Annotated in this window: 18 protein-coding genes and 1 pseudogene; 15 read left to right on the top strand and 4 right to left on the bottom strand. The window is 43.5% G+C overall.

Going from position 1 to position 21,857, the window contains the following annotated elements; translation table 11 throughout:
* Positions 1-310: 310 nt before the first annotated feature.
* The 11 genes from H6F92_RS11935 to H6F92_RS11885 all read left to right on the top strand — a co-directional run bounded on the left by H6F92_RS11935 (position 311) and on the right by H6F92_RS11885 (position 11,454).
* Entirely contained in the window at positions 311-955 is a 645-nt protein-coding gene (locus tag H6F92_RS11935) for a DUF3782 domain-containing protein (protein WP_190358001.1), read from the top strand.
* A 513-nt stretch (positions 956-1,468) separates the two neighbouring features.
* Positions 1,469-2,899 (top strand): dihydrolipoyl dehydrogenase, encoded by a 1,431-nt coding sequence (gene lpdA / locus H6F92_RS11930; protein ID WP_190358000.1) that lies wholly within the window; start codon positions 1,469-1,471, stop codon positions 2,897-2,899.
* A gap of 194 nt (positions 2,900-3,093) precedes the next feature.
* The gene (gene tatA, locus H6F92_RS11925; RefSeq protein WP_190357999.1) at positions 3,094-3,270 is read left to right on the top strand and encodes a twin-arginine translocase TatA/TatE family subunit; all 177 of its coding nucleotides are present in this window, start codon (positions 3,094-3,096) and stop codon (positions 3,268-3,270) included.
* A gap of 550 nt (positions 3,271-3,820) precedes the next feature.
* The gene (gene hoxE, locus H6F92_RS11920) at positions 3,821-4,330 is read left to right on the top strand and encodes a bidirectional hydrogenase complex protein HoxE (RefSeq protein WP_002744404.1); all 510 of its coding nucleotides are present in this window, start codon (positions 3,821-3,823) and stop codon (positions 4,328-4,330) included.
* A gap of 28 nt (positions 4,331-4,358) precedes the next feature.
* Positions 4,359-5,966, top strand: a complete 1,608-nt coding sequence (nuoF, locus tag H6F92_RS11915; protein WP_190357998.1) for an NADH-quinone oxidoreductase subunit NuoF — start codon at positions 4,359-4,361, stop codon at positions 5,964-5,966.
* A 122-nt stretch (positions 5,967-6,088) separates the two neighbouring features.
* On the top strand, positions 6,089-6,571 hold the full coding sequence (locus H6F92_RS11910; RefSeq protein ID WP_190357997.1) for a Tic20 family protein: 483 nt from the start codon (positions 6,089-6,091) through the stop codon (positions 6,569-6,571).
* Between the two features lie 292 nt (positions 6,572-6,863).
* Entirely contained in the window at positions 6,864-8,237 is a 1,374-nt protein-coding gene (locus tag H6F92_RS11905; RefSeq protein ID WP_190357996.1) for a gluconeogenesis factor YvcK family protein, read from the top strand.
* 173 nt (positions 8,238-8,410) lie between these two features.
* The gene (gene psb34 / locus H6F92_RS11900; protein ID WP_190357995.1) at positions 8,411-8,719 is read left to right on the top strand and encodes a photosystem II assembly protein Psb34; all 309 of its coding nucleotides are present in this window, start codon (positions 8,411-8,413) and stop codon (positions 8,717-8,719) included.
* Positions 8,720-8,971: 252 nt separating this feature from the next.
* Entirely contained in the window at positions 8,972-9,181 is a 210-nt protein-coding gene (locus H6F92_RS11895; RefSeq protein WP_008198246.1) for a DUF3134 family protein, read from the top strand.
* A 22-nt stretch (positions 9,182-9,203) separates the two neighbouring features.
* Positions 9,204-10,364 carry an N-acetyltransferase DgcN family protein gene (locus H6F92_RS11890; protein ID WP_069475199.1) on the top strand — a complete coding sequence of 387 codons (1,161 nt, stop codon included), beginning with the start codon at positions 9,204-9,206 and terminating at the stop codon, positions 10,362-10,364.
* A 4-nt stretch (positions 10,365-10,368) separates the two neighbouring features.
* Positions 10,369-11,454 carry an alanine/ornithine racemase family PLP-dependent enzyme gene (locus H6F92_RS11885; RefSeq protein WP_190357994.1) on the top strand — a complete coding sequence of 362 codons (1,086 nt, stop codon included), beginning with the start codon at positions 10,369-10,371 and terminating at the stop codon, positions 11,452-11,454.
* Positions 11,455-11,598: 144 nt separating this feature from the next.
* Here H6F92_RS11885 and H6F92_RS11880 read toward each other — a convergent pair whose 3' ends face one another.
* The 3 genes from H6F92_RS11880 to H6F92_RS11870 all read right to left on the bottom strand — a co-directional run bounded on the left by H6F92_RS11880 (position 11,599) and on the right by H6F92_RS11870 (position 14,478).
* A complete protein-coding gene (locus H6F92_RS11880) occupies positions 11,599-12,336 on the bottom strand; it encodes an ABC transporter ATP-binding protein (RefSeq protein WP_190357993.1) in 738 nt (245 codons plus the stop codon).
* Between the two features lie 136 nt (positions 12,337-12,472).
* Complete coding sequence (locus tag H6F92_RS11875) at positions 12,473-12,697, bottom strand: indolepyruvate ferredoxin oxidoreductase subunit alpha (RefSeq protein ID WP_190357992.1); 225 nt, start codon at positions 12,695-12,697, stop codon at positions 12,473-12,475.
* A 95-nt stretch (positions 12,698-12,792) separates the two neighbouring features.
* Positions 12,793-14,478 (bottom strand): glycosyltransferase, encoded by a 1,686-nt coding sequence (locus H6F92_RS11870; protein ID WP_190357991.1) that lies wholly within the window; start codon positions 14,476-14,478, stop codon positions 12,793-12,795.
* Between the two features lie 197 nt (positions 14,479-14,675).
* On the opposite strand from H6F92_RS11870, the gene tyrS reads away from it, so the two are divergent.
* Positions 14,676-15,893 (top strand): tyrosine--tRNA ligase, encoded by a 1,218-nt coding sequence (gene tyrS, locus H6F92_RS11865; protein WP_190357990.1) that lies wholly within the window; start codon positions 14,676-14,678, stop codon positions 15,891-15,893.
* Between the two features lie 16 nt (positions 15,894-15,909).
* On the opposite strand, the gene H6F92_RS11860 is transcribed toward tyrS, so the two are convergent.
* The gene (locus tag H6F92_RS11860) at positions 15,910-16,146 is read right to left on the bottom strand and encodes a ferredoxin-thioredoxin reductase variable chain (RefSeq protein ID WP_190357989.1); all 237 of its coding nucleotides are present in this window, start codon (positions 16,144-16,146) and stop codon (positions 15,910-15,912) included.
* Positions 16,147-16,370: 224 nt separating this feature from the next.
* On the opposite strand from H6F92_RS11860, the gene carB reads away from it, so the two are divergent.
* The 3 genes and pseudogenes from carB to H6F92_RS25530 form a co-directional block, all read left to right on the top strand.
* Positions 16,371-19,616 (top strand): carbamoyl-phosphate synthase large subunit, encoded by a 3,246-nt coding sequence (gene carB, locus H6F92_RS11855; protein WP_190357988.1) that lies wholly within the window; start codon positions 16,371-16,373, stop codon positions 19,614-19,616.
* A gap of 377 nt (positions 19,617-19,993) precedes the next feature.
* On the top strand, positions 19,994-21,397 hold the full coding sequence (locus H6F92_RS11850) for a TldD/PmbA family protein (protein WP_190357987.1): 1,404 nt from the start codon (positions 19,994-19,996) through the stop codon (positions 21,395-21,397).
* A 273-nt stretch (positions 21,398-21,670) separates the two neighbouring features.
* Positions 21,671-21,857, top strand: a pseudogene (locus H6F92_RS25530) (hypothetical protein); the annotation flags it as partial.

Raw genomic sequence — 21,857 nt, 5'->3', positions numbered from 1 at the left:
GAAAAACAGTATTTTACCTTGGGAACACACATTGATAACGCTCCTGACGGTTGGAATGATTTCGAGATTGAAATTGGGCTATTATCAGACCAACTTATTATCAGCGGAGAAAGAAACTAAAGTAGGTTGGGCTTCGGCCGTGAGCTTTTGCCGAACGGTTGAAGTATGAAACCCAACGCCCGCTCATGTTACGCTACCGCTAACCCATCCTACAAATAATTGTGCCTCCCTACTTAACACCCGTCCCTAAAATGACTTGTACTTTGCTAGTACAATTATAGTAAAATAAGAAAGATTAAAACAAATAACCATGTCTCAACCGATTACCATCGAAGATATCTATAAACTTTTTGAGAAAACTAACGAAAAGTTTGAACAATCACGCCAAGAATACGATCGCCGGGCGGCTGAAGCCAAGGCCGAAGCCGATCGCCGGGCGGCTGAATATGATCGCCGGGCTGCCGAAGCCAAGGCCGAAGCCGATCGCCGTTTGGCCGAGCTAGAGAAAACAGTGGCTAATACCAGTCGTGCGGTGGATAGTTTAACCACTCGCTGGGGAAGATTTGTCGAGGAATTAGTCGAACCTGCTGTTATTAGCCTATTTCGTGCCAAAGGTATCGATGTTAAAGAAACCTACAGTCATGCCAGGGTAAAACGGCAAGGAATAGCCATGGAGATTGACATTTTAGCCGTCGATGAAACCGAGGTAGTTTTAGTAGAATGTAAGTCTCGTTTATCGAAAGATGATGTCAACGATTTTTTAGAAAAATTAAGTCGATTTAAACAAGCATTTCCCCATTATAAGAACTATCAGGCTTATGGTGCAGTGGCAGGAATAGAAATAGATGAAGGAGTAGATCGTTATGCCTATAAACAGGGTTTATTTGTGATTAAACCATCGGGAGAAACGGTAGAAATCATTAATGATTCTGGTTTCGAGCCTAAATTATGGTAGGAGAAAGATGAGTCTTTCATCTGGCAAAGTATTGGCAGCAGGTCTAATTTTTCCAACCTAGGACTAGACTAACTTATGGATACGATGCAGAATTAGTATTCATATCTTGGTTAAGTAACACCTTGCATAAGTAGGGAGGCACAATTATTTGTAGGGCGTTGGGTTTCATGCTTCAACCCAACCTACGTTCATCTTATATTTAATTCCACCCACCCACTTAATTAATTTTTGAGGATTCAAAAACGGCAAAAATAAGGATTAAATAGTATAAAATCTGTGAATGGACTATTTCTAATTCTTCTGACTACTGACGACCGACTCTCAACCCGAACAACAATTTTTTATTTTTACCAGAGGTCTAGTAACGTCTTGTCCTAAAATTGCCAACACCCAGTTTCAATGCACAAGAGCCTGATGGCTAAAAACTGGCTCCAGTTTTTGACCGAGATAGCACAGCTTGATCGCAGTGGATCGTAAAATGGGATAATGCTAACTTTGAGAGTCAGAGAGACTATGAGTGAATTCGACTACGATTTAATTATTATCGGTGCTGGCGTTGGTGGCCACGGAGCAGCCCTACACGCAGTCAAATGTGGGCTAAAAACAGCTATTATCGAAGCCAAAGATATGGGAGGAACCTGTGTTAATCGCGGTTGTATTCCCTCTAAAGCTTTACTGGCAGCCTCGGGACGAGTGCGCGAATTGGCCGATAGGGACCATCTGAAAAGTCTAGGTATTGCCATCGCTGGCGTTAATTTTGACCGTCCGACAATTGCCGATCATGCTAACAACCTTGTCAGTAAAATTAGAGGCGATCTCACTAATAGTCTTAAACGTCTCAAGGTTGATACTATCCACGGTTGGGGAAAAATCGCTGGCCCGCAAAAAGTTAGCGTCATCGGGGATAGTGGCGAAAAAATCTACACCGCTAAGGATATTATGCTCTGTCCGGGGTCGGTTCCCTTTGTCCCACCGGGGATCGAGATCGATCATAAAACGGTTTTTACCAGCGATGAGGCCGTTAGATTAGAAACTTTACCCAAGTGGATTGCAATTATCGGTAGTGGTTATATCGGTCTGGAATTTTCGGATATATACACCGCTTTGGGTTGTGAAGTGACGATGATCGAAGCTTTAGATAGTCTCATGCCTGGATTTGACCCAGAAATCTCGAAAATTGCGGAAAGAGTTCTGATTAAACCTAGAGACATCGAGACTTATGTGGGAGTTTTGGCAAAAAGTATTAAACCGGGGAATCCTGTGGCCATTGAACTGGTGGACGCAAAAAGCAAAGAAGCGATCGAAATTTTAGAGGTAGATGCTTGTTTAGTCGCTACAGGAAGAATTCCGGCGACCAAGAATCTCGGATTGGAATTTGTGGGGGTAGAACTGGATAAACGCGGTTTTATTGCCGTTAATGACAAAATGCAGGTAATTCAGGACGGTGAACCGATTCCCCATCTCTGGGCCGTGGGCGATGCTACGGGTAAAATGATGTTAGCTCACGCTGCTTCGGGTCAAGGGGTAATAGCCATTGAAAATATCTGTAATCGCCCAAAAACCATCGATTATCGCAGTATTCCCGCCGCCGCTTTTACCCACCCCGAAATTAGTTATGTGGGTTTAACGGAACCGCAAGCAGAAGCCTTGGCACAGCAAGAAGGGTATAAGGTCGCTGCTGTCAAGACCTATTTTAAGGGAAATTCCAAAGCTTTAGCGGAAGGAGAAACGGAAGGCATCGCTAAAGTCGTTTATCGTCAGGATACGGGGGAATTACTCGGTGTTCATATTATCGGTATCCACGCATCGGATTTAATTCAAGAAGCGGCTAATGCGATCGCTGAACGTAAATCTGTCCATGAACTCGCTTTCCGCATCCACACCCATCCAACTCTCTCAGAAGTCCTCGACGAAGCTTATAAACGAGCAGAAGTAGCAGCATAGAGTCAGTTATCAGTTATCAGTGATCAGTTATCAGTGATCAGTGATCACTGATCAGTTATCAGTTATCAGTTATCAGCTTCTGAAGGCAAGAGGCAACAGGCACTCGTGCAAAAGACAGAATCTGGCAATTCTCCAAGTTTCCGACTTCTGAATGCTGACTCCTTTCTCTTTTTTTACTTTTTACTTTCAAGATTATGTTTGGATTAGGTTGGCCAGAAATAGTAATTATTGCTGTGGTTGTTGTCCTGATATTTGGACAGAAAAAAATACCCGAATTTGGGGCAGCTTTGGGGAAAACTTTACGGGGATTTAAAGAAGAAATCAATAAAGATGATCAAGAAAGTGAAGACAGTGACGAGAAGATGAGATAAATTTCCCTCTTGACTAAGTTGGTAGAGCAAGTTTCTTTGTTCTATGTTAAGATGTTGAGGGCTTCGTTTTTGGGTCTGATTTGTTGTTGTTAATGATCAGACAGTACCTGATGAGCCTTTCTCTGTCAATTCTTGAGGTTGATGCGTTTCATTTTTGAATTGGTGATGGATAATTCTTGACAAATGAGGTTAAATTTATCTTCAAGAGGTTAGGGAAGGGGCTTAACAAAAATTAACTTGATTAGGGTTGACAAACTTTCCTTGAACCACTTCATCAATTAAGTAGTCGTGCAGAATTTTGCTATTTTTGAGAGATGTCCTCTTGTAAAAGGCAGCCTTTTACCCCATCTCCCCATCTCCTAATCCCTGACTGATAACTGATTACTGGTCACTGATAACTGAATATCCCCCAATAACTAAAGGAAAGATAAAGTTATCGATCGCCCTCCGGAGCCAGTGTCAGAATAAAAGCAGGGAGATGACCAAGGAAAACCGACAACTCTCCATATTTTTCCCGTCATCGCCCCTAAAATTTATTTGGTTCAGATTTATGCAAACTGCCAATCCTCCTCAAACGGAGAAAAAAGAGCATCCCAGTGGCGATAAACGCTTCAAAGTCCTCGACATTACCATGAAGCGAGCAGGATATAATCAATCAGCCCTGATTGAAGTCCTGCACAAAGCGCAAGAAGCTTTTGGATTCCTAGAAGAAGATGTTCTCCTCTATGTTGCCCGGGCGCTAAAACTGCCCCTCAGTCGCGTCTATGGGGTAGCAACCTTCTACCATCTCTTTTCCCTGAAACCGGCGGGAAAACACACCTGTATCGTCTGTATGGGGACTGCTTGTTATGTCAAAGGCAGCGGCAAAATCCTCGAAGACATCGAAAACAGCTTTGATGTCAAAGTGGGAGAAACCACCGCCGATGGAGAAATTTCCCTAGTGTCGGCCCGTTGTATTGGGGCCTGTGGGATTGCACCGGCCGTGGTCTTCGATGGAGTCGTGGCCCCGAAACAAGATTCGGAAACTGTCTTAGCGAAACTAAAGAGTTTCTCCCAGTAATTTTTCACTCTAGTGGATTGAGAAAAATATGGACTTACAAGAATTATTGGCAGTGGCCGCAAAAGAAAAAACTAGACAAAAAAGCATCCGGGTGCATTGTTGCACTTCCACCGGTTGCCAGGCTGCTAACTCCCTCCAAATCAAAAAAAACCTCGCCACCGCCGTCAAAGAGGCGGACCTAGAGGATACAGTCGAAGTGGTGGGGGTTGGTTGTATGGGTTTTTGTGGTCGCGGTCCGTTGGTGGAAGTGGATCCCCAGGATCTCCTATACGAAGAAGTCACCCCAGAAAGTGCGGCCAGCATTATTGCGGCCTTAAACGGCGGCAAAACCGAGGTGCAATTAGGGGACTCAAAACATCCCTTTTTCTCCCATCAAGTCAAAATTGTCCGGGAAAATAGCGGTAAAATCGATCCCGATCGCATTGAGGAATATATCGCCGTCGGTGGTTATCAATCTCTCTACAAGGCCCTCTACGAGATGACTCCGGCCCAGGTGGTGGAGGAAATCACCAAAAGCGGTTTGCGCGGCCGGGGCGGTGCGGGTTATCCCACCGGTTTAAAATGGGCGACGGTGGCTAAACAACCGGGTAAACAAAAATACGTTATCTGTAATGCTGATGAAGGCGACCCCGGGGCGTTTATGGACCGTAGTGTTTTGGAAAGTGACCCCCATTTAGTCCTGGAAGGAATGGCGATCGCTGCCTATGCCGTGGGGGCGGATCATGGTTATATCTATGTTAGAGCCGAATATCCCCTAGCGATCGATCGTCTGCAAAAAGCGATTAATCAGGCCAAAAAATTCGGTTTAATGGGTTCCCAAGTATTCGAGTCCACTTTCGATTTTAAGGTGGATATCCGCATCGGGGCGGGAGCTTTTGTCTGTGGAGAGGAAACCGCTCTCATCCATTCCATCGAAGGCGGCCGCGGCACTCCCCGCACCCGTCCCCCCTATCCGGCCCAATCGGGTCTCGATGGTTGTCCCACCCTGATTAATAACGTGGAGTCCTACGCTAATATCTCCGCTATTATCCGCGAGGGAGCCGCTTGGTATGCCAATATCGGTACTGCCAGCAGTAAAGGCACAAAAATCTTCGCTTTGACGGGAAAAATCCGCAACAATGGGCTGATTGAAGTGCCGATGGGTATTACTCTCCGGGAAATTGTCGAGGAGATGGGGGGGGGTGTTCCCGATGGTCAGGTGAAAGCGGTACAAACCGGCGGCCCCTCTGGGGGTTGTATTCCCGCTAATTTACTCGATACTCCCGTGGATTACGAATCCTTAGCCAAACTCGGTTCGATGATGGGATCCGGGGGTATGGTGGTTATGGATGATACCACCAGCATGGTGGAAGTGGCGAAATTCTATATGGAATTCTGTCGCGAGGAGTCCTGTGGTAAATGTATCCCCTGTCGCACGGGAACAGTACAAATGTTTGAATTATTGGCCAAAATTATCGCTCGAAAGGCCGATATTCACGACCTCGAAAACCTAGAACATCTCTGTCAGATGGTCAAAGAAACCAGTCTTTGTGGTCTTGGTCAAAGCGCTCCCAATCCGATTTTAAGTACCCTAAAGTATTTTAAGGAGGAATATCTGGCTCTGTTACAGGAAATCAAGCACCCCGTCTCTGTTTGAGAATAACTCGATCGAGGCCCAACAATGTTCGGCCTCGAGCAATTTTTTCGGTTACGCGAAGTCTGGTGGGCTGCCGGGTTATCTTGGAGAGAGTTAGCAGTAGTCTCAGGAGACAATAGATTATGACTTGGCGCGGCTCAACCGATACAAAAGATCGCATTTTTGCAGCCTTAGTATATCTTTTACCCTTATATTCGGCTTTTGCCTTCGGGATCTTTATCTTTCAGCAAATTCCTTTTTTAGGAGCGGCCTTAGCAATAGCCTTATATCCCTTAGCTTTTCTCTATAGTTCTCTGGGAAGCTTTGGCAGTTTAATTATCTTCCTTGTCCTCTTTTTCGCCGTGGTACGCAATCCCCGCATCAGTCATTTTATCCGGTTTAACACCATGCAGGCGATTTTAATCGATATTTTGGTGTATTTACTGGGATTGGTCTTAGGTTTCGTCGCTAGGGGTGGGGCGAATTTAGTGGTAGAAACTCTTTTTAACGTCGTCTTTTTAGGCGCATTTGCCGCCTGTGTTTACAGCATTATACAGTCGGTTATCGGTAAATACGCCGATATTCCCACAATTTCCGAGGCGGCCTATTCCCAAGTGGGAGGTTAGGTTAGGCTGGCTGAATAAATCTAAAAACCTTGTTGGGTAAGACTTTTAGACTTTTTGGCAATCAAAAAGTACCAGATATGGGAGTGATCGGGGGGAAAATCCCTGGACTTTTTCCCTGAAAATTAGGTAATTGACCTCCTCAAAATCGGGAAAACCCTACACCCTACACCCCACACCCCACACCCTCTCCCCACAAAAAACTTTTTCAGCAGACCCTAATTAAGCTTGAGTTTGTCCCCTTTTTCGGCTACAGTCTCTCCAGAATCAATGCGTTCGCTGCCAGGCCACATCTATGAGTCCATTTAAACAGACGCTACGGGAACTCAACGCTCAGAAGGGGAAAATAGCCGCTTCTGTGGGCAGAAAAACGCCTAAACGAGTTAATCGTTGGTTTAAATGGCTTTCTCCCGGTCTTTTTGTCAAACGCTGGCTTTTAATTAGTTTAACCGGCGTTTTTCTCACCTCCTTCGGTTTGGCTATTTGGGTAAAATTAACCCCAGTTAATCGCTTTTTAGAGTTTGTTTCCCAAGCATTAGAAACGATCGCCCGTTTGGTCCCTAATTCTGTTTCCGGGCCGCTGGCGGTTTTGCTGGGTGTCTTTTTGTTATTCTGGGGTCAGAGTCGCACCGTCGAAACGATTACAGAAGCACTACAACCGGACGCATCGGAGGAATTAGTTGATCGCCTACGCACCCATCGTCGTCTCCATCGCGGTCCGAAAATTGTGGCGATCGGTGGCGGTACGGGTTTATCGACGCTTTTACGCGGTTTAAAACAGTATAGTTCCAATATCACCGCTATTGTCACCGTAGCTGATGATGGCGGTTCTTCGGGCCGATTACGTCGGGAAATGGGCATTTTACCCCCGGGGGATATTCGCAATTGTATCGCCGCTTTAGCCGATGAGGAAAAGTTATTAACGGAATTGTTTCAATATCGCTTTCATGCCGGGGATGGTTTATCGGGCCACAGTTTTGGTAATTTATTTATCAGCGCTATGACCGAGATTACCGGCGATCTGGAACAGGCGATCGATGCTAGTGCCAAAGTTTTGGCCATTCGCGGTAAAGTGCTACCTGCTACCCTTACCGATGTTAGTCTCTGGGCTAAGTTAGCCGATGGGCGCATTATTGAGGGAGAATCGAAGATAACCGAAGCTATGGGGCAAATTCGTCAGATTGGCTGTCATCCTGCCGATCCGGTCGCTTTACCGGCTGCTTTAGCGGCAATTAAGGAAGCAGATTATATTATTATCGGGCCGGGTAGTCTTTATACCAGTATTATCCCTAATTTGTTGGTTCCCGCAATTCGTCAGGCCCTAGCACAGGTGACAGTCCCCCGGGTCTATGTTTGTAATATTATGACCCAGCCGGGGGAAACGGATAATTATTCGGTGGCTGATCATATTCGGGCGATCGAAAAAGTCTGCGAGGAACGCATCTTTGATGCAGTTTTAGCCCAAAGAACTGCACCATCGCCCCAATCTCTGCAATTATACGCCCAAGAGCATAGTCATCCTGTGTTTTTAGACCGCGAGGAGGTGGGAAAAATGGGTTATCGGATTGTTTTAGCGAATGTAATGGCAGAAGATGAAGTTACTGCCAAAGTTAGTCATGATCCCCAACGTTTAGCGCGAGTTTTATGGCGCTGGTATGCTAAAAAGTGAATAGCGAGATGACTAAATGTTTTTATCTAGCTTTGTCAAGTTATAAAATCATATTTTTTGCTTTAATTTGCCGACATTAGCCAAATTTGCTGATTAAAGCCCTAGGAAAAAATTAGCCTAAAAACCATTTCGCCTTATTCTGTGTTATACTCAGATTTTCAAGAGAGATGATCATGCACTACTCTACTAAATCTAATCAAGAGACAGGTGCGACAGTCTATTCCCCAAGCGATGGAAGTGAATTAATTCCTGCTGAGGTTAAACTAGATATAAACGGGCAAAAATATCAATCACTTAATATACCTCTCCCAGAGGGCTATACAGTAGATGATGAAGGAATCATCAATAACTATGGTAGCGAACCCAAGATTTATCGATCAAAATCCCCATCTTTAGAACAGCAAAAATGGTATATTTTGCAAGGAGTAGGGGCGGTTTTGATGGTTGCTTTGGTGTTATTAATCACCTTTTTCGTTAGCTAGATAAAAACCGTGGGATTGACATTTAAGTTGAGCGAGACAGGAAAATTTTAATTTACACCATAGAGTCTGCATCCCAAGTATCGGGAGCATATATTGGAATCGACTCTATCTATCTGTGCAAATAATAAATCTGACAGCTGAACTTTTTTACTTTGCTAAACTTGACAATTTTTTTCAGTTTTTTGTGGGTTGCTTCGTGATCAACAATAGAACCACCAATAGAGATAACTTCTCAAAGGAAATTCAACAGGTATGAAATTTAATCCTTCTCTTAGTCAAGAACCTCGCTATCAGGCAATTCCTGTTATGCAGATAACTTCCAAAGAAACCCTTCTCCATTGGTTAGAACGGACAGGAAGATTAAAATTACGTCAATCTGATGCTCATCCCGATTTGCAAATTTTAGAAGAACTAGACGATATTATCGATCCAGATAATTATGCTATAGAAGAAGAAGAATAAATAGTCTTACTGGGAGTTAGGAGTGAAATTTCAATTATCTAATATTCAGGAGATTAAGAAAGTGGTATCAACGAAAAAAACGGCTTTAATTTACTGTGAAAATCAGTTTGGACGTGTGGACGGAAAAACGGCAGCTGGCTTGATCCGACAATCAGAAATATATACAATTGTTGGAGTGCTGGATAGTTCCTTAGCAGGAAAAGATGCGGGAGAAGCATTAGGAGACAAAAAAAATCATATTCCCATTTTTGCCAATTTACAAACAGCCTTAGAAAAACTTAGAGATGTTCCCAATTGTTATATCTACGGCAAAGCACCCTTAGAAGCGTTTATTCCCCCCCTAGAAAGGCTGCTAATTTTAGAAGCAATGGCAGCAGGAATGGATATTATTAATGGTTTGCATCAATTCTTCTCCGAGGATTTAGAATTTAGGGAGCAAGCTAGTCAGTATGGTGTGCAAATTACAGACATTCGTAAACCACCACAATTAGCTGATCTTCATGTATTTACTGGGCAAATTTCCCAAGTAAATATACCCGTTATTGCCTTTTTAGGAACCGATTGTGCTTGCGGAAAAATGACCACTGCGGTGGCAGTTAATCAAACTCTCCAAGGCTTGGGTATTAAGTCTGTCTTAGTCGCTACTGGACAAACTAGCTTGATGCAGGGAGCAAGATATGGGGTTTCGATCGATGCTTTGGTTTCTCAATTTGTCATCGGTGAAATTGAAAATGCTGTGGTTCAAGCTTTTGAGCAAGAAAAACCCGATATTATTTTAGTCGAAGGACAAAGTTCTCTGAGTCATCCTGCTTTTATGAGTTCCCTGGGAATTTTGAAAGGAAGTAGGCCCGATGGGATTATTTTACAACATCCACCAGCCCGAAAATTTCGCTGTGATTTTCCTCATTTAGCCATGCCAAAATTACAGGAAGAAATTTCACTAATTGAGGCAATTTCTCCCACTAAAGTTATCGCTATTGCGATTAATCACGAAAATCTCACCGCAGCAGCCACTGAGCGTATTATTGCCAAATATGAGCGAGATTTTCAGTTACCGACTACTGATGTTTTGTTACACGGATGTGAGAAATTAGTCCAAGCTTTATGCGATCGCTTTCCGAAATTAAACCGGAAAATCAAAGGGGAAATTTTAGCTGCAATTCCGGCAATTGGGAGCAAATAGGCTGATGAAAGACCTTTTGCCCAGAATCGAGATTTCTCTCCCGAAAATACGCCATAATGCTCGTTTACTCTGCCAATTATACGGCAGCAAGGGACTTTCTGTGATGGGAGTTTCCAAAGCGATTTTGGGTGATCCCTCGATCGCCTTGGCGATGATTCAAGGTGGAGTCAACTTTATCGCTGACTCTCGAATCGAAAATATTCTCAAAATGAAACAAGCAGGAATAGTGACAACTTTTGTTCTGTTGCGTACGGCCTTGAGTCAAGCAGAATCAGTGGTTAACATTGCAGATATCAGCTTAAATACCGAATTAGCAACAATTCAGGAACTTTCCTATTATGCTCAAGAAAAGCAAAAAATACACCGCATTATTATCATGACGGAGTTAGGGGATTTACGAGAAGGTGTACTGCCGAAAGATCTGGTCAAGTTCATCAAAAAGACCCTCGCTTTTCCCTTTATCAAAATTGTTGGACTGGGTTGTAATTTGGCTTGTTATGGAGGTATTAAACCTGATAGCCATAATATGAGCAAATTATCTGTGTTAACAGATACAATTGAGCAGGAATTTTTAATAAAATTACCGATTATTTCAGGAGGCAATTCTGCTAACTATCAATGGTATCAAAAAAGTAGGGAAGTTGGTCGGATTAATAATCTGCGTTTAGGAGAATCAATTTTATTAGGTTGTGAAACAGTTAATCGACAAGTGATACCTGGTTTATATACCGATGCTTTTCGGTTAATTGCTGAAGTAATCGAATCCAAAGATAAACCATCTCTACCCTCTGGAGAAATTGGTCGAGATGCTTTTGGTAATGTTCCTAGCTTTATTAATCAAGGCATTCACCGTCGAGTTATTATTGCATTAGGAAGACAGGATGTTCTTATCTCTGGATTGCAAGCGAGTCAGGAGATAAAAATATTAGGTTCTAGTAGCGATCATCTAGTTCTTGATAGTCATAATAAGAGGTTAAAAGTAGGGAGCGAAGTCAGTTTTAATCTTGATTACGGAGGACTTTTAACAGCCATGACTTCTCCTTTTATTACTAAAAGTTATGCTCTCAATGCAGTAGCACAACTGTCTTGATCGATGAATAAATATCCACAGATATATTTAGGGTCTGCTGGCTTATCACCTTGACATCAGGGCCGTAGAGATTTGTACTCAATTACTATCCTATCGCTAAATTCTGGGAAGAAATCAAAATCCCCCTCAATCCTTAACAAATTCCTAATCATCTCGTTTGGCACCATGATAAGCCGCCCCGAGGTATAATTCCCCTACTTTCGGGTTATTGAGTAAATCTTGACCCGATCCCTGAAAACGATCTTGACCACTTTCTAAAACATAACCTCGATCGGACATCATTAGGGCTTTTTTGGCATTCTGTTCCACTAAAATAATTGCAGTTCCCGTCTGATTAATCGCTTTTATCTGTTCAAAAACACTGGTTACTAAGATAGGAGATAAAGCTGCCGAAGGTTCATCGAGAATTAATAATTCCGGCTCCAACATCAGCGCTCTTCCCATGGCTAACATCTGTCTTTCTCCTCCGGATAAAGTGCCAGCTTTCTGACGACGGCGCTCAAGCAAACGGGGAAACATGGCATAAATACGCTTTTTTAGCGGTTTAATCGCTTCTTTACTGGTAAAAGCCCCCATTTCCAGATTTTCCTCGATGCTCAGGGATGGAAAAACATTAGCAATTTGGGGAACATAACCCATACCGAGGGGAACGATTTGATTAGATTTCCAACCAGTGATATTTTTTCCCTTAAAAGTGATAGTTCCAGCACTGGGTTTTAATAAACCAAAAATCGTCTTAGCGAGGGTAGATTTTCCCGCACCATTGGGACCGATAACCGTGACTAATTCCCCCGGTGCAATGCGAAAGTTAACCCCTTGCAATATGTATAAATCCTGCACATAACCAGCATAAACTTGTTCAACTTCTAAAAGATAATCCATGGTAAGGTAAAAAGGAGATGGGAGAGAGTAATATGAATTATGAATTGGGAAGTGGGAAGCATTTTCAGTGAACAGTAATCAGTGAACTGAAAACTTACATCTGATCACTGATAACTGATCACTGATAACTGATAAATTAGGGAGTTTTTTGTAAATCGGGACGTTCTTCTGGCAGAATTGCACCTTCGACGGGGCATACTTGTAAACAGATACCACAGTCGATACAAGTGGCAAAATCAATCCAATACCAATCGGTTCCTTTAACATTTTTACCTGGTCCTGGATGGATACAAGCAACAGGACAAGCGGAAACGCAATCGGCAACCCCTTCACAAATTTCAGTGACGATCGAATGTGGCACAGTGTTTTCTCCTCTAATTCTTAACATTACTTTACCACTTTTAGGCGCTGCCGTGCCAGAATTGGAATCATTGTTAGGAAACTTCCCTTAATTCCCTAAAATCTTGAAAGTTTTTTCTTGATCTTAGCAAGAAGTAAGATAGGAGTTTTCCAGAGGGTTTTTACTATTCCCTTACGGGAGGACAAATAGTTAATTTCTTCCTGTAATTTATGATTATTTGTCTGAAGATTATTATGATTATTTTCTAATTCTCTTAGGGATATTTCCATCTCTTGCATAGTATGATAATCTTGCTGTTGTTTAAGATACATTATCTGTTGTGCTTCCTGTAATTTTCTTAACTCTAACCAGACTTGATTCTGACTTGATTCCTTAGTTTCACTGAGCGCATACCAGAGAAAATCAGTGATTTCTGCCGCTATTTTTTGATTAACTTCAAAAAGCTCGATAATATCAATTTTTTTGGGGGTAATTTTCGGGTACAACCTTCTTAAATTTTGGGCGATATTAGAGGAAAAAGCGATGATTCTAGAAGCGGATAAAATGGCATAGTGTTTTTCTAAATCCACTGGTAAATTACCGTTTTTTTGTTGTATTTCAGAAGCAAGAACAAGTAGAGAAGGAGTGTTTAAGGGACTGGTATAAAAAGTGGAAATAAATAAATTTGCCTGTAGGCGATCGCAAATAGCTTGGATTTTTCTGGCATCCTTTCCCGTACAATTATAATCGTAGGATTCTGCGGGCCAATATTTAAATTCTTCCCATCGTGGTACGGTGTTATTTCTATCTAAAATAACAATGTGTTGACTCAATTCTAATTGACTCCAATGCTCTAGAATTGAAGACCAAACCCTGGCTAATTTTCGTTGCTCAAGTTGAAAAATCACGCCATCAATAACAATAATTGGGTATCTTTTCCGGGAGATAGCTTGAATTGTTTGTAATTTTTCTCGCTCATCTTCCTGTAAAATTATGCCTAAATCTTCCATCTTAACTGGATTGGGTTTAATTTCTATATCCTTAATGTCTGGGTGGGGAATTTTATAGATTTTACACACTTGATAATGTTCCTGTAATGCTTGACCATTACTGCCATGTTCTAAGCCTTGGAGATTTAAATAATATAACCCTAAAATCTCAGGAATCAAAGCCATTTTTTCCCCTTGACTGCCGATTCTTAACCAAAATTCGTAATCACCAGCACAGTGAAAACTTTCCTGAAAATAACCATACTTATCGTGCAGCATTTTTCGCCACATTGGTTGAGAACCCACACAACAACCTTGACGCATCTGTTGATAGGAGTAATTTGGCCAATTCCAATGTTTTAAAGCTGGGGTAGTGGCAAAAGTATCATTTTTGATTGTAGTAATTAATTGATCGGCATAAACCAAGCTAATCTCTCTATTGTTATCTAGATAATTAGCCATAATTTCCAGAGCATTAAAACAGCGACGATCATCAGTATTCCCATTGGTGAGATAAAGACCCCTAGCTAGTTTAATAGCGCGATTCCAAGCGCAGTAGAGGGTTTCTCGTTCTCTAGTTCTCTGGTAAATAATATTAGGATAATTTTCTTGAAACTCTTGGATAATCTCCCCTTCATTCTCCGGAGAAGCACTATCGATAATAATAATTTCTACTTCTCCCTTTTCATAAAGAGTTTGAGTAACTAAATCCTCTAGACAACCCCGGATAAACTCTGCTGATTTATAGGTAGAGACAATTACAGAAACTTTGATCCTCTGCACGGGTATAGAGTTATTACAACTAGGATTCATTGGCTTATCTGATCGCAATTCAAGACAGGGAAATTTTTTGATAATTCTGAAAAAGAAGATTTTAAGACTCTATATTCGATCGGGAGAATTGTCAAGGTGTTATCGACTTTTACTGAAGATACCAGTTTATTTACCTTTTGCTTGTTAATTGACATAATAAAAAACTATAATGGGAAGGCTGTGGAAAATGAGCAACAATGACCGTATCTTCCTCCCTAGACTGGTTAACCCGTGGAACCAGTGATTTATTCCCCCATCAACCCGACTCCCAAGATCCTAGGGAAAATTTAACCCAACTACTGCAAACTACCGATCGCCCTTTAAGAATTAAACTAGGTATTGACCCCACCGGCAGCGATATTCACCTAGGTCATAGTATCCCTTTTCGGAAACTGCGCTCTTTCCAGGATGCTGGTCATGTAGCAGTGGTGATTATTGGCGATTTTACCGCTAGAATCGGCGATCCGACGGGAAAATCGGAAGTTAGAAAACAATTGACGAGCGAAGAAGTGAGAGCTAATGCCGAGAATTATCTGGCACAATTACGCCCAATTTTAGATTTTAACACCCCTAATCGCCTAGAAATTCGCTATAACTCGGAATGGTTGGGGAAATTAGACCTCTCGCAAATTCTCGAACTTCTCTCCACCATGACCGTCGGGCAAATGTTGGCAAAAGAAGGCTTTTCCGAACGCTACGACCGAGAAAACCCGATTTTTCTCCATGAATTTCTCTATCCCTTAATGCAGGGTTATGATTCCGTAGCTGTTGAGGCCGATGTCGAATTGGGAGGAACCGATCAAAAATTTAATATTGCCGTCGGTCGCGATTTACAGAAATATTTCGGCAAAAAACCGCAATTCGGGTTACTTTTACCGATTTTAATCGGAACCGATGGCAGTCAAAAAATGTCCAAATCCCTGAATAATTATGTGGGATTGCGGGAATCGGCCCTGTCCATGTACTCGAAACTGGAAAAAACCCCCGACGCTTTGTTAAAAGATTATTACGAACTATTGACAAATTTGCCTTTAGATGCTACCCCAAGCAATCCGCGGGAGGCACAAAAACAACTGGCGATCGAGGTAGTTGCCCAGTTTCACGGGACAGAGGAGGCATTAAAGGCACAAAAAACGGCGCAGGAGATAGTTCTACAGGGAAATACGGCAGCTGCGGCCTCTGTCCCCGAATTTTCCCTAACAGCGGTCACTTTTCCCCTAAAACTATTCTATCTTCTCTCGGCCACCGGCTTATGTAAAAGTAGCGGCGAAGGGAGAAGACAGATTCAGGGGGGTGCAGTCAGAATCGATAGCGAGAAAATCACCGATGTGGACAAAAGTTTTGAGACAGCCAAAGCTTTAGCCGGAAAAGTCCTACAGGTGGGCAAAAATAAATTTATTCGCTTTGTAGCTTAAATAAGCGAAAAAGTCCCTATTCGGCGGCTTTTTCCACGATTTCTAACTCAAAATCTCGAAAATGGGCTTTAAACTTTTTACTGAACTGGACGAGGATGGGTAGGTTGGCGCTAACCGGCCTACCACGCCATTCGGTGACAAACGCTTTCACCTCTCCCTCTAGTCCTTTCACGTCAAAAGGAGCCGATTTGTGTTCAGGATGGTGATAAACTACCACGGACTCAATTACACGAACTTGATCGCCAACTTTCATAAACTCTCTAGCGAAGACAAACGCCTATTGTATCTTTGAAAACAATCTTATCATCCTACGCGATATCAGTGATCAGTTATCAGGGAAATGGGGAAGTGGGGAGAAAAAAGCTGCCTGCTGCCTGCTCAAGCAAACAAGGTCATTAAACCTAAATAAAGCTTTGGGGGATCGAGGGTGACAACATATACAATGATTGGGGTTTATCCTCAAGCAACCCTAAGCCTATGCCACGCCGTGATGACTTGCAAAAAATCCTAATCTTGGGCGCTGGCCCGATTGTCATCGGACAAGCCTGTGAATTCGACTATTCGGGAACTCAAGCCTGTAAAGCCCTGCGAGAAGAAGGTTATGAGGTAATTTTAGTCAATTCTAACCCCGCCTCGATCATGACCGATCCAGAAATGGCCGATCGCACCTACATTGAACCAATTCTGCCGGAAATTGTCGAGAAAATTATCGCTAAAGAACGTCCTGATGCGATTCTACCGACTATGGGTGGTCAAACTGCCCTGAATACTGCGGTAGCTTTGGCCAAAAGCGGCGTTTTAGAAAAATATAACGTGGAACTGATCGGGGCAAAACTTCCCGCTATTGAAAAAGCCGAAGATAGGGAACTATTCAAAAAAGCAATGGAGAAAATCGGTGTTCCCGTCTGTCCTTCGGGGATTGCCAACAATTTAGAGGAGGCAAAAGCGATCGGTCATCAGATCGGTTCCTATCCTCTCATTATCCGGCCGGCCTTCACTTTAGGGGGAACCGGGGGCGGTATTGCCTATAACCAAGAGGAATTTGAACCGATGGCTCAGTATGGGCTAGACTGTTCGCCCACATCGCAAATTCTCGTCGAAAAATCCCTAATTGGCTGGAAAGAATACGAATTAGAGGTAATGCGCGATCTAGCCGATAACGTGGTGATCATCTGTTCGATCGAAAACTTTGACGCTATGGGGGTTCATACCGGCGACTCGATTACGGTTGCGCCCGCCCAAACCTTAACCGATAAAGAATACCAACGCCTCCGGGACTATTCTAAGGCAATTATTCGGGAAATTGGCGTAGAAACCGGCGGATCAAACATCCAATTCTCCGTTAATCCCACTAACGGCGACGTAATCGTGATTGAGATGAATCCCCGGGTATCCCGTTCTTCGGCCCTAGCATCAAAAGCCACGGGATTCCCGATCGCTAAATTTGCCGCTAAACTAGCAGTAGGCTACACTTTAGACGAAATTCCCAACGATATCACCAAAAAAACTCCTGCTTCCTTTGAACCGACTATCGATTACGTTGTCACCAAAATTCCTCGCTTTGCCTTCGAGAAATTCCCCGGCTCCCAACCGATTCTAACCACCCAGATGAAATCCGTCGGGGAAGCTATGGCTATCGGTCGAACTTTCCAAGAATCCTTTCAAAAAGCTCTTCGCTCCCTAGAAACGGGACGTTTTGGCTTTGGTTGCGATAAAATCGAAACTCTCCCCCCCCTCTCGGAAGTCCGGGCAGGTTTGCGGACACCTAATCCCGAACGGGTTTATAGTATCTATCATGCTTTTAAATTGGGCATGAATGGGGAGGAAATCCACGAACTAACCGGGATTGATCCCTGGTTCCTCGATAAATTGGCCGATTTGATGGCAACCGAGAAGTTTCTCAAACGAACTCCCCTGAAAAGTCTCAGCCAAGAGGACCTATTCGCTATTAAACAACAGGGTTTTAGTGATCGCCAAATCGCCTTCGCCACCAACACCAGCGAGGACGAAGTAAGAAGTTATCGCAAGGGTTTGGGTATTGTTCCCGTCTATAAAATGGTGGACACCTGCGCGGCAGAATTTGAGGCCCTGACACCCTATTATTATTCCACCTATGAACGGGTAGAATCGGAAGTTTTACCCTCCGATAAACGCAAAGTGATGATCCTCGGTGGTGGTCCCAATCGCATCGGTCAGGGGATAGAATTTGACTACTGTTGTTGTCATGCCGCTTTTTCCCTCAGCAAAGCCGGTTTTGAGACGATTATGGTCAACTCTAACCCGGAAACTGTCTCCACCGATTACGATACCAGCGATCGCCTTTACTTTGAACCCCTGACTAAAGAAGATGTCTTAAATATCATCGAAGCGGAACAACCAGAGGGTTTAATTATTCAATTCGGTGGGCAAACTCCCTTAAAACTGGCGGTTCCCCTGCAAAAATATTTAGAATCGCCTAATTGTCCCGTAAATACCAAAATTTGGGGAACTTCACCCGATTCGATCGATGCCGCCGAAGATCGAGAACGGTTTGAAAAAATCCTCCGACAATTAGATATCCGACAACCCCCCAACGGTATTGCCCGCAATTTCCAAGAATCCCAAGCCGTGGCTAAACGCATCGGTTATCCTGTGGTAGTACGTCCGTCCTACGTTTTAGGCGGTCGGGCGATGGAAATCGTCTATTCCGATAGCGAATTGGAACGCTATATGAAGTATGCGGTACAGATAGAACCGGATCACCCGATTTTAATCGATAAATTCCTCGAAAATGCCATCGAAGTGGATGTGGATGCCCTGTCAGATGCCACGGAAACAGTCGTTATCGGGGGATTAATGGAACATATCGAACAAGCGGGCGTACATTCGGGCGATTCTGCCTGTTCTATCCCCCATACGTCCCTGAGCGCCTCGGTTTTAACCACAATTCGACAATGGACGGTGGAACTAGCGAAAGCTTTAAAAGTAATCGGTTTGATGAATATCCAGTATGCGGTACAGGGAGAGACAGTTTATATCTTAGAAGCGAATCCCCGCGCTAGTCGTACTGTTCCCTACGTTTCCAAAGCAACGGGAGTTCCTCTGGCAAAAGTTGCCTCCCTCGTCATGTCGGGCAAAACCCTGACGGAATTGGGTATCATCAGCGAAGCAATTCCCCGTCATATTGCCGTCAAAGAAGCGGTTTTACCCTTCCAGAAGTTCCCCGGTGCTGATACTCTCCTGGGACCAGAAATGCGTTCTACAGGGGAAGTAATGGGGATTGACAGCGATTTTGGCAAAGCTTTCGCTAAAGCGGAAATGGCCGCCGGCGTGATTTTGGCCACCAGTGGGACGGTTTTCGTCTCGATGAACGATCGCGATAAAACCCCCATGGTTCCCGTAGTTAAGGATCTGCAATCCCTCGGTTTTCGCGTCGTCGCCACTTCCGGAACTCGTAAAGTTTTGTTAGAAAACGGTTGCGAAAATATCGATTTAGTGCTAAAGATTCACGAAGGCCGCCCCCACGTTATCGATTGGATCAAAAATGACTGGATTCAGTTTATTGTCAATACTCCCAGTGGTGAAGAATCCCAAAACGATGGCCGACAAATTCGCCGTACTGCCCTCGATTATAAGTTACCAATTATCACCACTATCGCCGGGGCAAAAGCGACGGTAGCGGCCTTAAAATCCCTGCAATCAGAACCTTTAGAGGTGAAAGCTTTACAGGATTATCTCGCCTAATTTCAGTTATCAGTTATCAGTTATCAGTTATCAGTTATCAGTTATCAGTTATCAGTTATCAGTTATCAGTTATCAGTTATCAGTTATCAGTAATCAGTAATCAGTTATCAGTAATCAGTTATCAGTTATCAGTTATCAGTTATCAGTTATCAGTTATCAGTTATCAGTTATCAGTTATCAGTTATCAGTTATCAGATGAACGTAGGTTGGGTTGAAGCATGAAACCCAACGCCCGCTAATGTTACGCTACCGCTAACCCATCCTACAAATAATTGTGCCTCCCTATTATCAGTTCACTGATTACAGTTTACTGATCACAGCAAAAAATCTCCCATCACCCCCACACCCCACACCCCACACCCTTCTCCCTAATTCCCATGACCGATACTCTAAACGATTATAAAAACCTAATTAGTGAACTGATTAACCGTTATCAAAACCGCGTCGATTTCCTGACAATTCGTCTGGAAGAAGCGCGGGGGACAAATATTCTACTGCGTTCCGAACGAGTGGAAACCCTCAGCGAAGGTATTGCTATCGGTGGTCAGGTACGCGCTTGTTATAAAGGAGGTTGGGGATTTGCCAGCTTTAATCAATTATCCAGTTTACAGGAACGATTAGAAGATGCGATCGCTGCTGCCCGTTTAATTGGGGAAGAAGAAACCCTGATTGCTCCAGTAGAACCTGTAATTATCTCCTGTGAATTGCCTTTAACGGGAACAGACCCGCGTTTAGTACCATTAGCCGATAAAAAAGCTCTCTGCGATCGCTATAATAACCTACTGCGTCAACACCATCCCAGTATTGCCACCACTTCCGTCCGTTATAGCGATAGTAGTCAACATATTCTTTTAGGTACTTCTGACGGGACTTTAATCGAACAAAAATGGTCAGACTTAGAAATGCGTTTTTCGGCCACCGCTAGGGATGGGGACAGCGTACAAACGGGCCGGGAAACCACGGGATCCCGAAAAGCTTTCGAGGATCTGATCAATTTAGAAGAACAGGTGCAAGGGTCGGCTAAACGTGCCGTACAAGCCCTAGTTTTGCCCCCTGTCAAGGGCGATACCTACACCGTCGTCATCGATCCCATTTTAACCGGTCTGTTCGTCCATGAGGCTTTTGGCCACCTTTCCGAGGCAGATATGTTATACGAAAATCCCGACCTTTTGGAAGTGATGAGTATGGGCAAACGTTTTGGACCGGATAACCTGCAAATCTTTGACGGGGCAGGTCCAGAAGGTCATCGGGGCAGTTATTTTTATGACGATGAGGGAACCCCCGCGACCACGACTCAGTTAATTAAAGATGGGGTTTTGGTGGGAAGACTGCATTCGCGGGAAACGGCGGGCAAATTAGGCGAAAAACCGACCGGTAACGCCCGTTGTCTCAATTATCATTATCCGCCCATTGTCCGCATGACCAACACTTGGATTGAACGGGGAACCACTCCCGTTAAAGAGTTATTTTCGGGGATAAAAACGGGAGTTTATGCCCAAAATTGGCAGGGAGGCATGACTAACGGCGAAATGTTCACTTTTAGCGCCGGGGAAGCTTGGATGATTCGCAATGGGGAAATTGCTGAACCGGTTAAAGATGTGACTCTCTCCGGTAATGTCTTTAAAACCCTAGGCAATATTGAGGCAATTGGGGATGATTTCTACTGGGACGAGTCGGGAGGCTGCGGAAAAGGCGGTCAAAGTGGTTTACCCGTCGGCTGCGGTGGCCCCAGTCTCCGCATCCGCGATGTGGTGGTGGGGGGAGAAGCAGATATTCAGTGATCAGTAATCAGTAATCAGTAAACAGTTAGAAACTTAATAAGTAGGGAGGCACAATTATTTGTAGGATGGGTTAGCGGTAGCGTAACCCATACTTTGGCATTTTTACCCTTAAATCATGAACGGTGATCGGTTAGGTAGCTTGAAATCGGCAAGATGGAAAATTTGGTAGTGATTCGGTAGTAGTGGTAAGCCATCTTGCTTATCTGGACTGAGTCGTGTAGAATATTTACTAATAAAAATAATTGCTTGATAAATGTTGGGGATTTGGTTTTTATGATTGCTATTTTTATCAATATCTTCTCTTGGATAATTAAACTTTGGTTAAATTACGATGAAGATTTAGAACATTGTCTTCTGACAAAAGATTCACAAACTTCAACATCTTGTTGTCCTAAATGTGGTTCTTATCATACCATCAAAAATGGTTCTACACATAATGGCAAGCCGAAACGTCAGTGTA

It is taken from the genome of Microcystis wesenbergii FACHB-1317, from assembly GCF_014696875.1.
GTDB lineage: Bacteria > Cyanobacteriota > Cyanobacteriia > Cyanobacteriales > Microcystaceae > Microcystis > Microcystis wesenbergii_A.
Note: the sequence above shows the minus strand (reverse complement) of the source record. Positions and strands in the feature narration are given on the sequence as shown.

Coding starts and splice junctions, on each gene's coding strand:
- H6F92_RS11935 (WP_190358001.1), top strand. CDS start 311: ATGTCTCAACCGATTACCATCGAAGATATCTATAAACTTTTTGAGAAA.
- lpdA (WP_190358000.1), top strand. CDS start 1,469: ATGAGTGAATTCGACTACGATTTAATTATTATCGGTGCTGGCGTTGGT.
- tatA (WP_190357999.1), top strand. CDS start 3,094: ATGTTTGGATTAGGTTGGCCAGAAATAGTAATTATTGCTGTGGTTGTT.
- hoxE (WP_002744404.1), top strand. CDS start 3,821: ATGCAAACTGCCAATCCTCCTCAAACGGAGAAAAAAGAGCATCCCAGT.
- nuoF (WP_190357998.1), top strand. CDS start 4,359: ATGGACTTACAAGAATTATTGGCAGTGGCCGCAAAAGAAAAAACTAGA.
- H6F92_RS11910 (WP_190357997.1), top strand. CDS start 6,089: ATGACTTGGCGCGGCTCAACCGATACAAAAGATCGCATTTTTGCAGCC.
- H6F92_RS11905 (WP_190357996.1), top strand. CDS start 6,864: ATGAGTCCATTTAAACAGACGCTACGGGAACTCAACGCTCAGAAGGGG.
- psb34 (WP_190357995.1), top strand. CDS start 8,411: ATGCACTACTCTACTAAATCTAATCAAGAGACAGGTGCGACAGTCTAT.
- H6F92_RS11895 (WP_008198246.1), top strand. CDS start 8,972: ATGAAATTTAATCCTTCTCTTAGTCAAGAACCTCGCTATCAGGCAATT.
- H6F92_RS11885 (WP_190357994.1), top strand. CDS start 10,369: ATGAAAGACCTTTTGCCCAGAATCGAGATTTCTCTCCCGAAAATACGC.
- H6F92_RS11880 (WP_190357993.1), bottom strand. CDS start 12,336: ATGGATTATCTTTTAGAAGTTGAACAAGTTTATGCTGGTTATGTGCAG.
- H6F92_RS11870 (WP_190357991.1), bottom strand. CDS start 14,478: ATGAATCCTAGTTGTAATAACTCTATACCCGTGCAGAGGATCAAAGTT.
- tyrS (WP_190357990.1), top strand. CDS start 14,676: ATGACCGTATCTTCCTCCCTAGACTGGTTAACCCGTGGAACCAGTGAT.
- H6F92_RS11860 (WP_190357989.1), bottom strand. CDS start 16,146: ATGAAAGTTGGCGATCAAGTTCGTGTAATTGAGTCCGTGGTAGTTTAT.
- carB (WP_190357988.1), top strand. CDS start 16,371: ATGCCACGCCGTGATGACTTGCAAAAAATCCTAATCTTGGGCGCTGGC.
- H6F92_RS11850 (WP_190357987.1), top strand. CDS start 19,994: ATGACCGATACTCTAAACGATTATAAAAACCTAATTAGTGAACTGATT.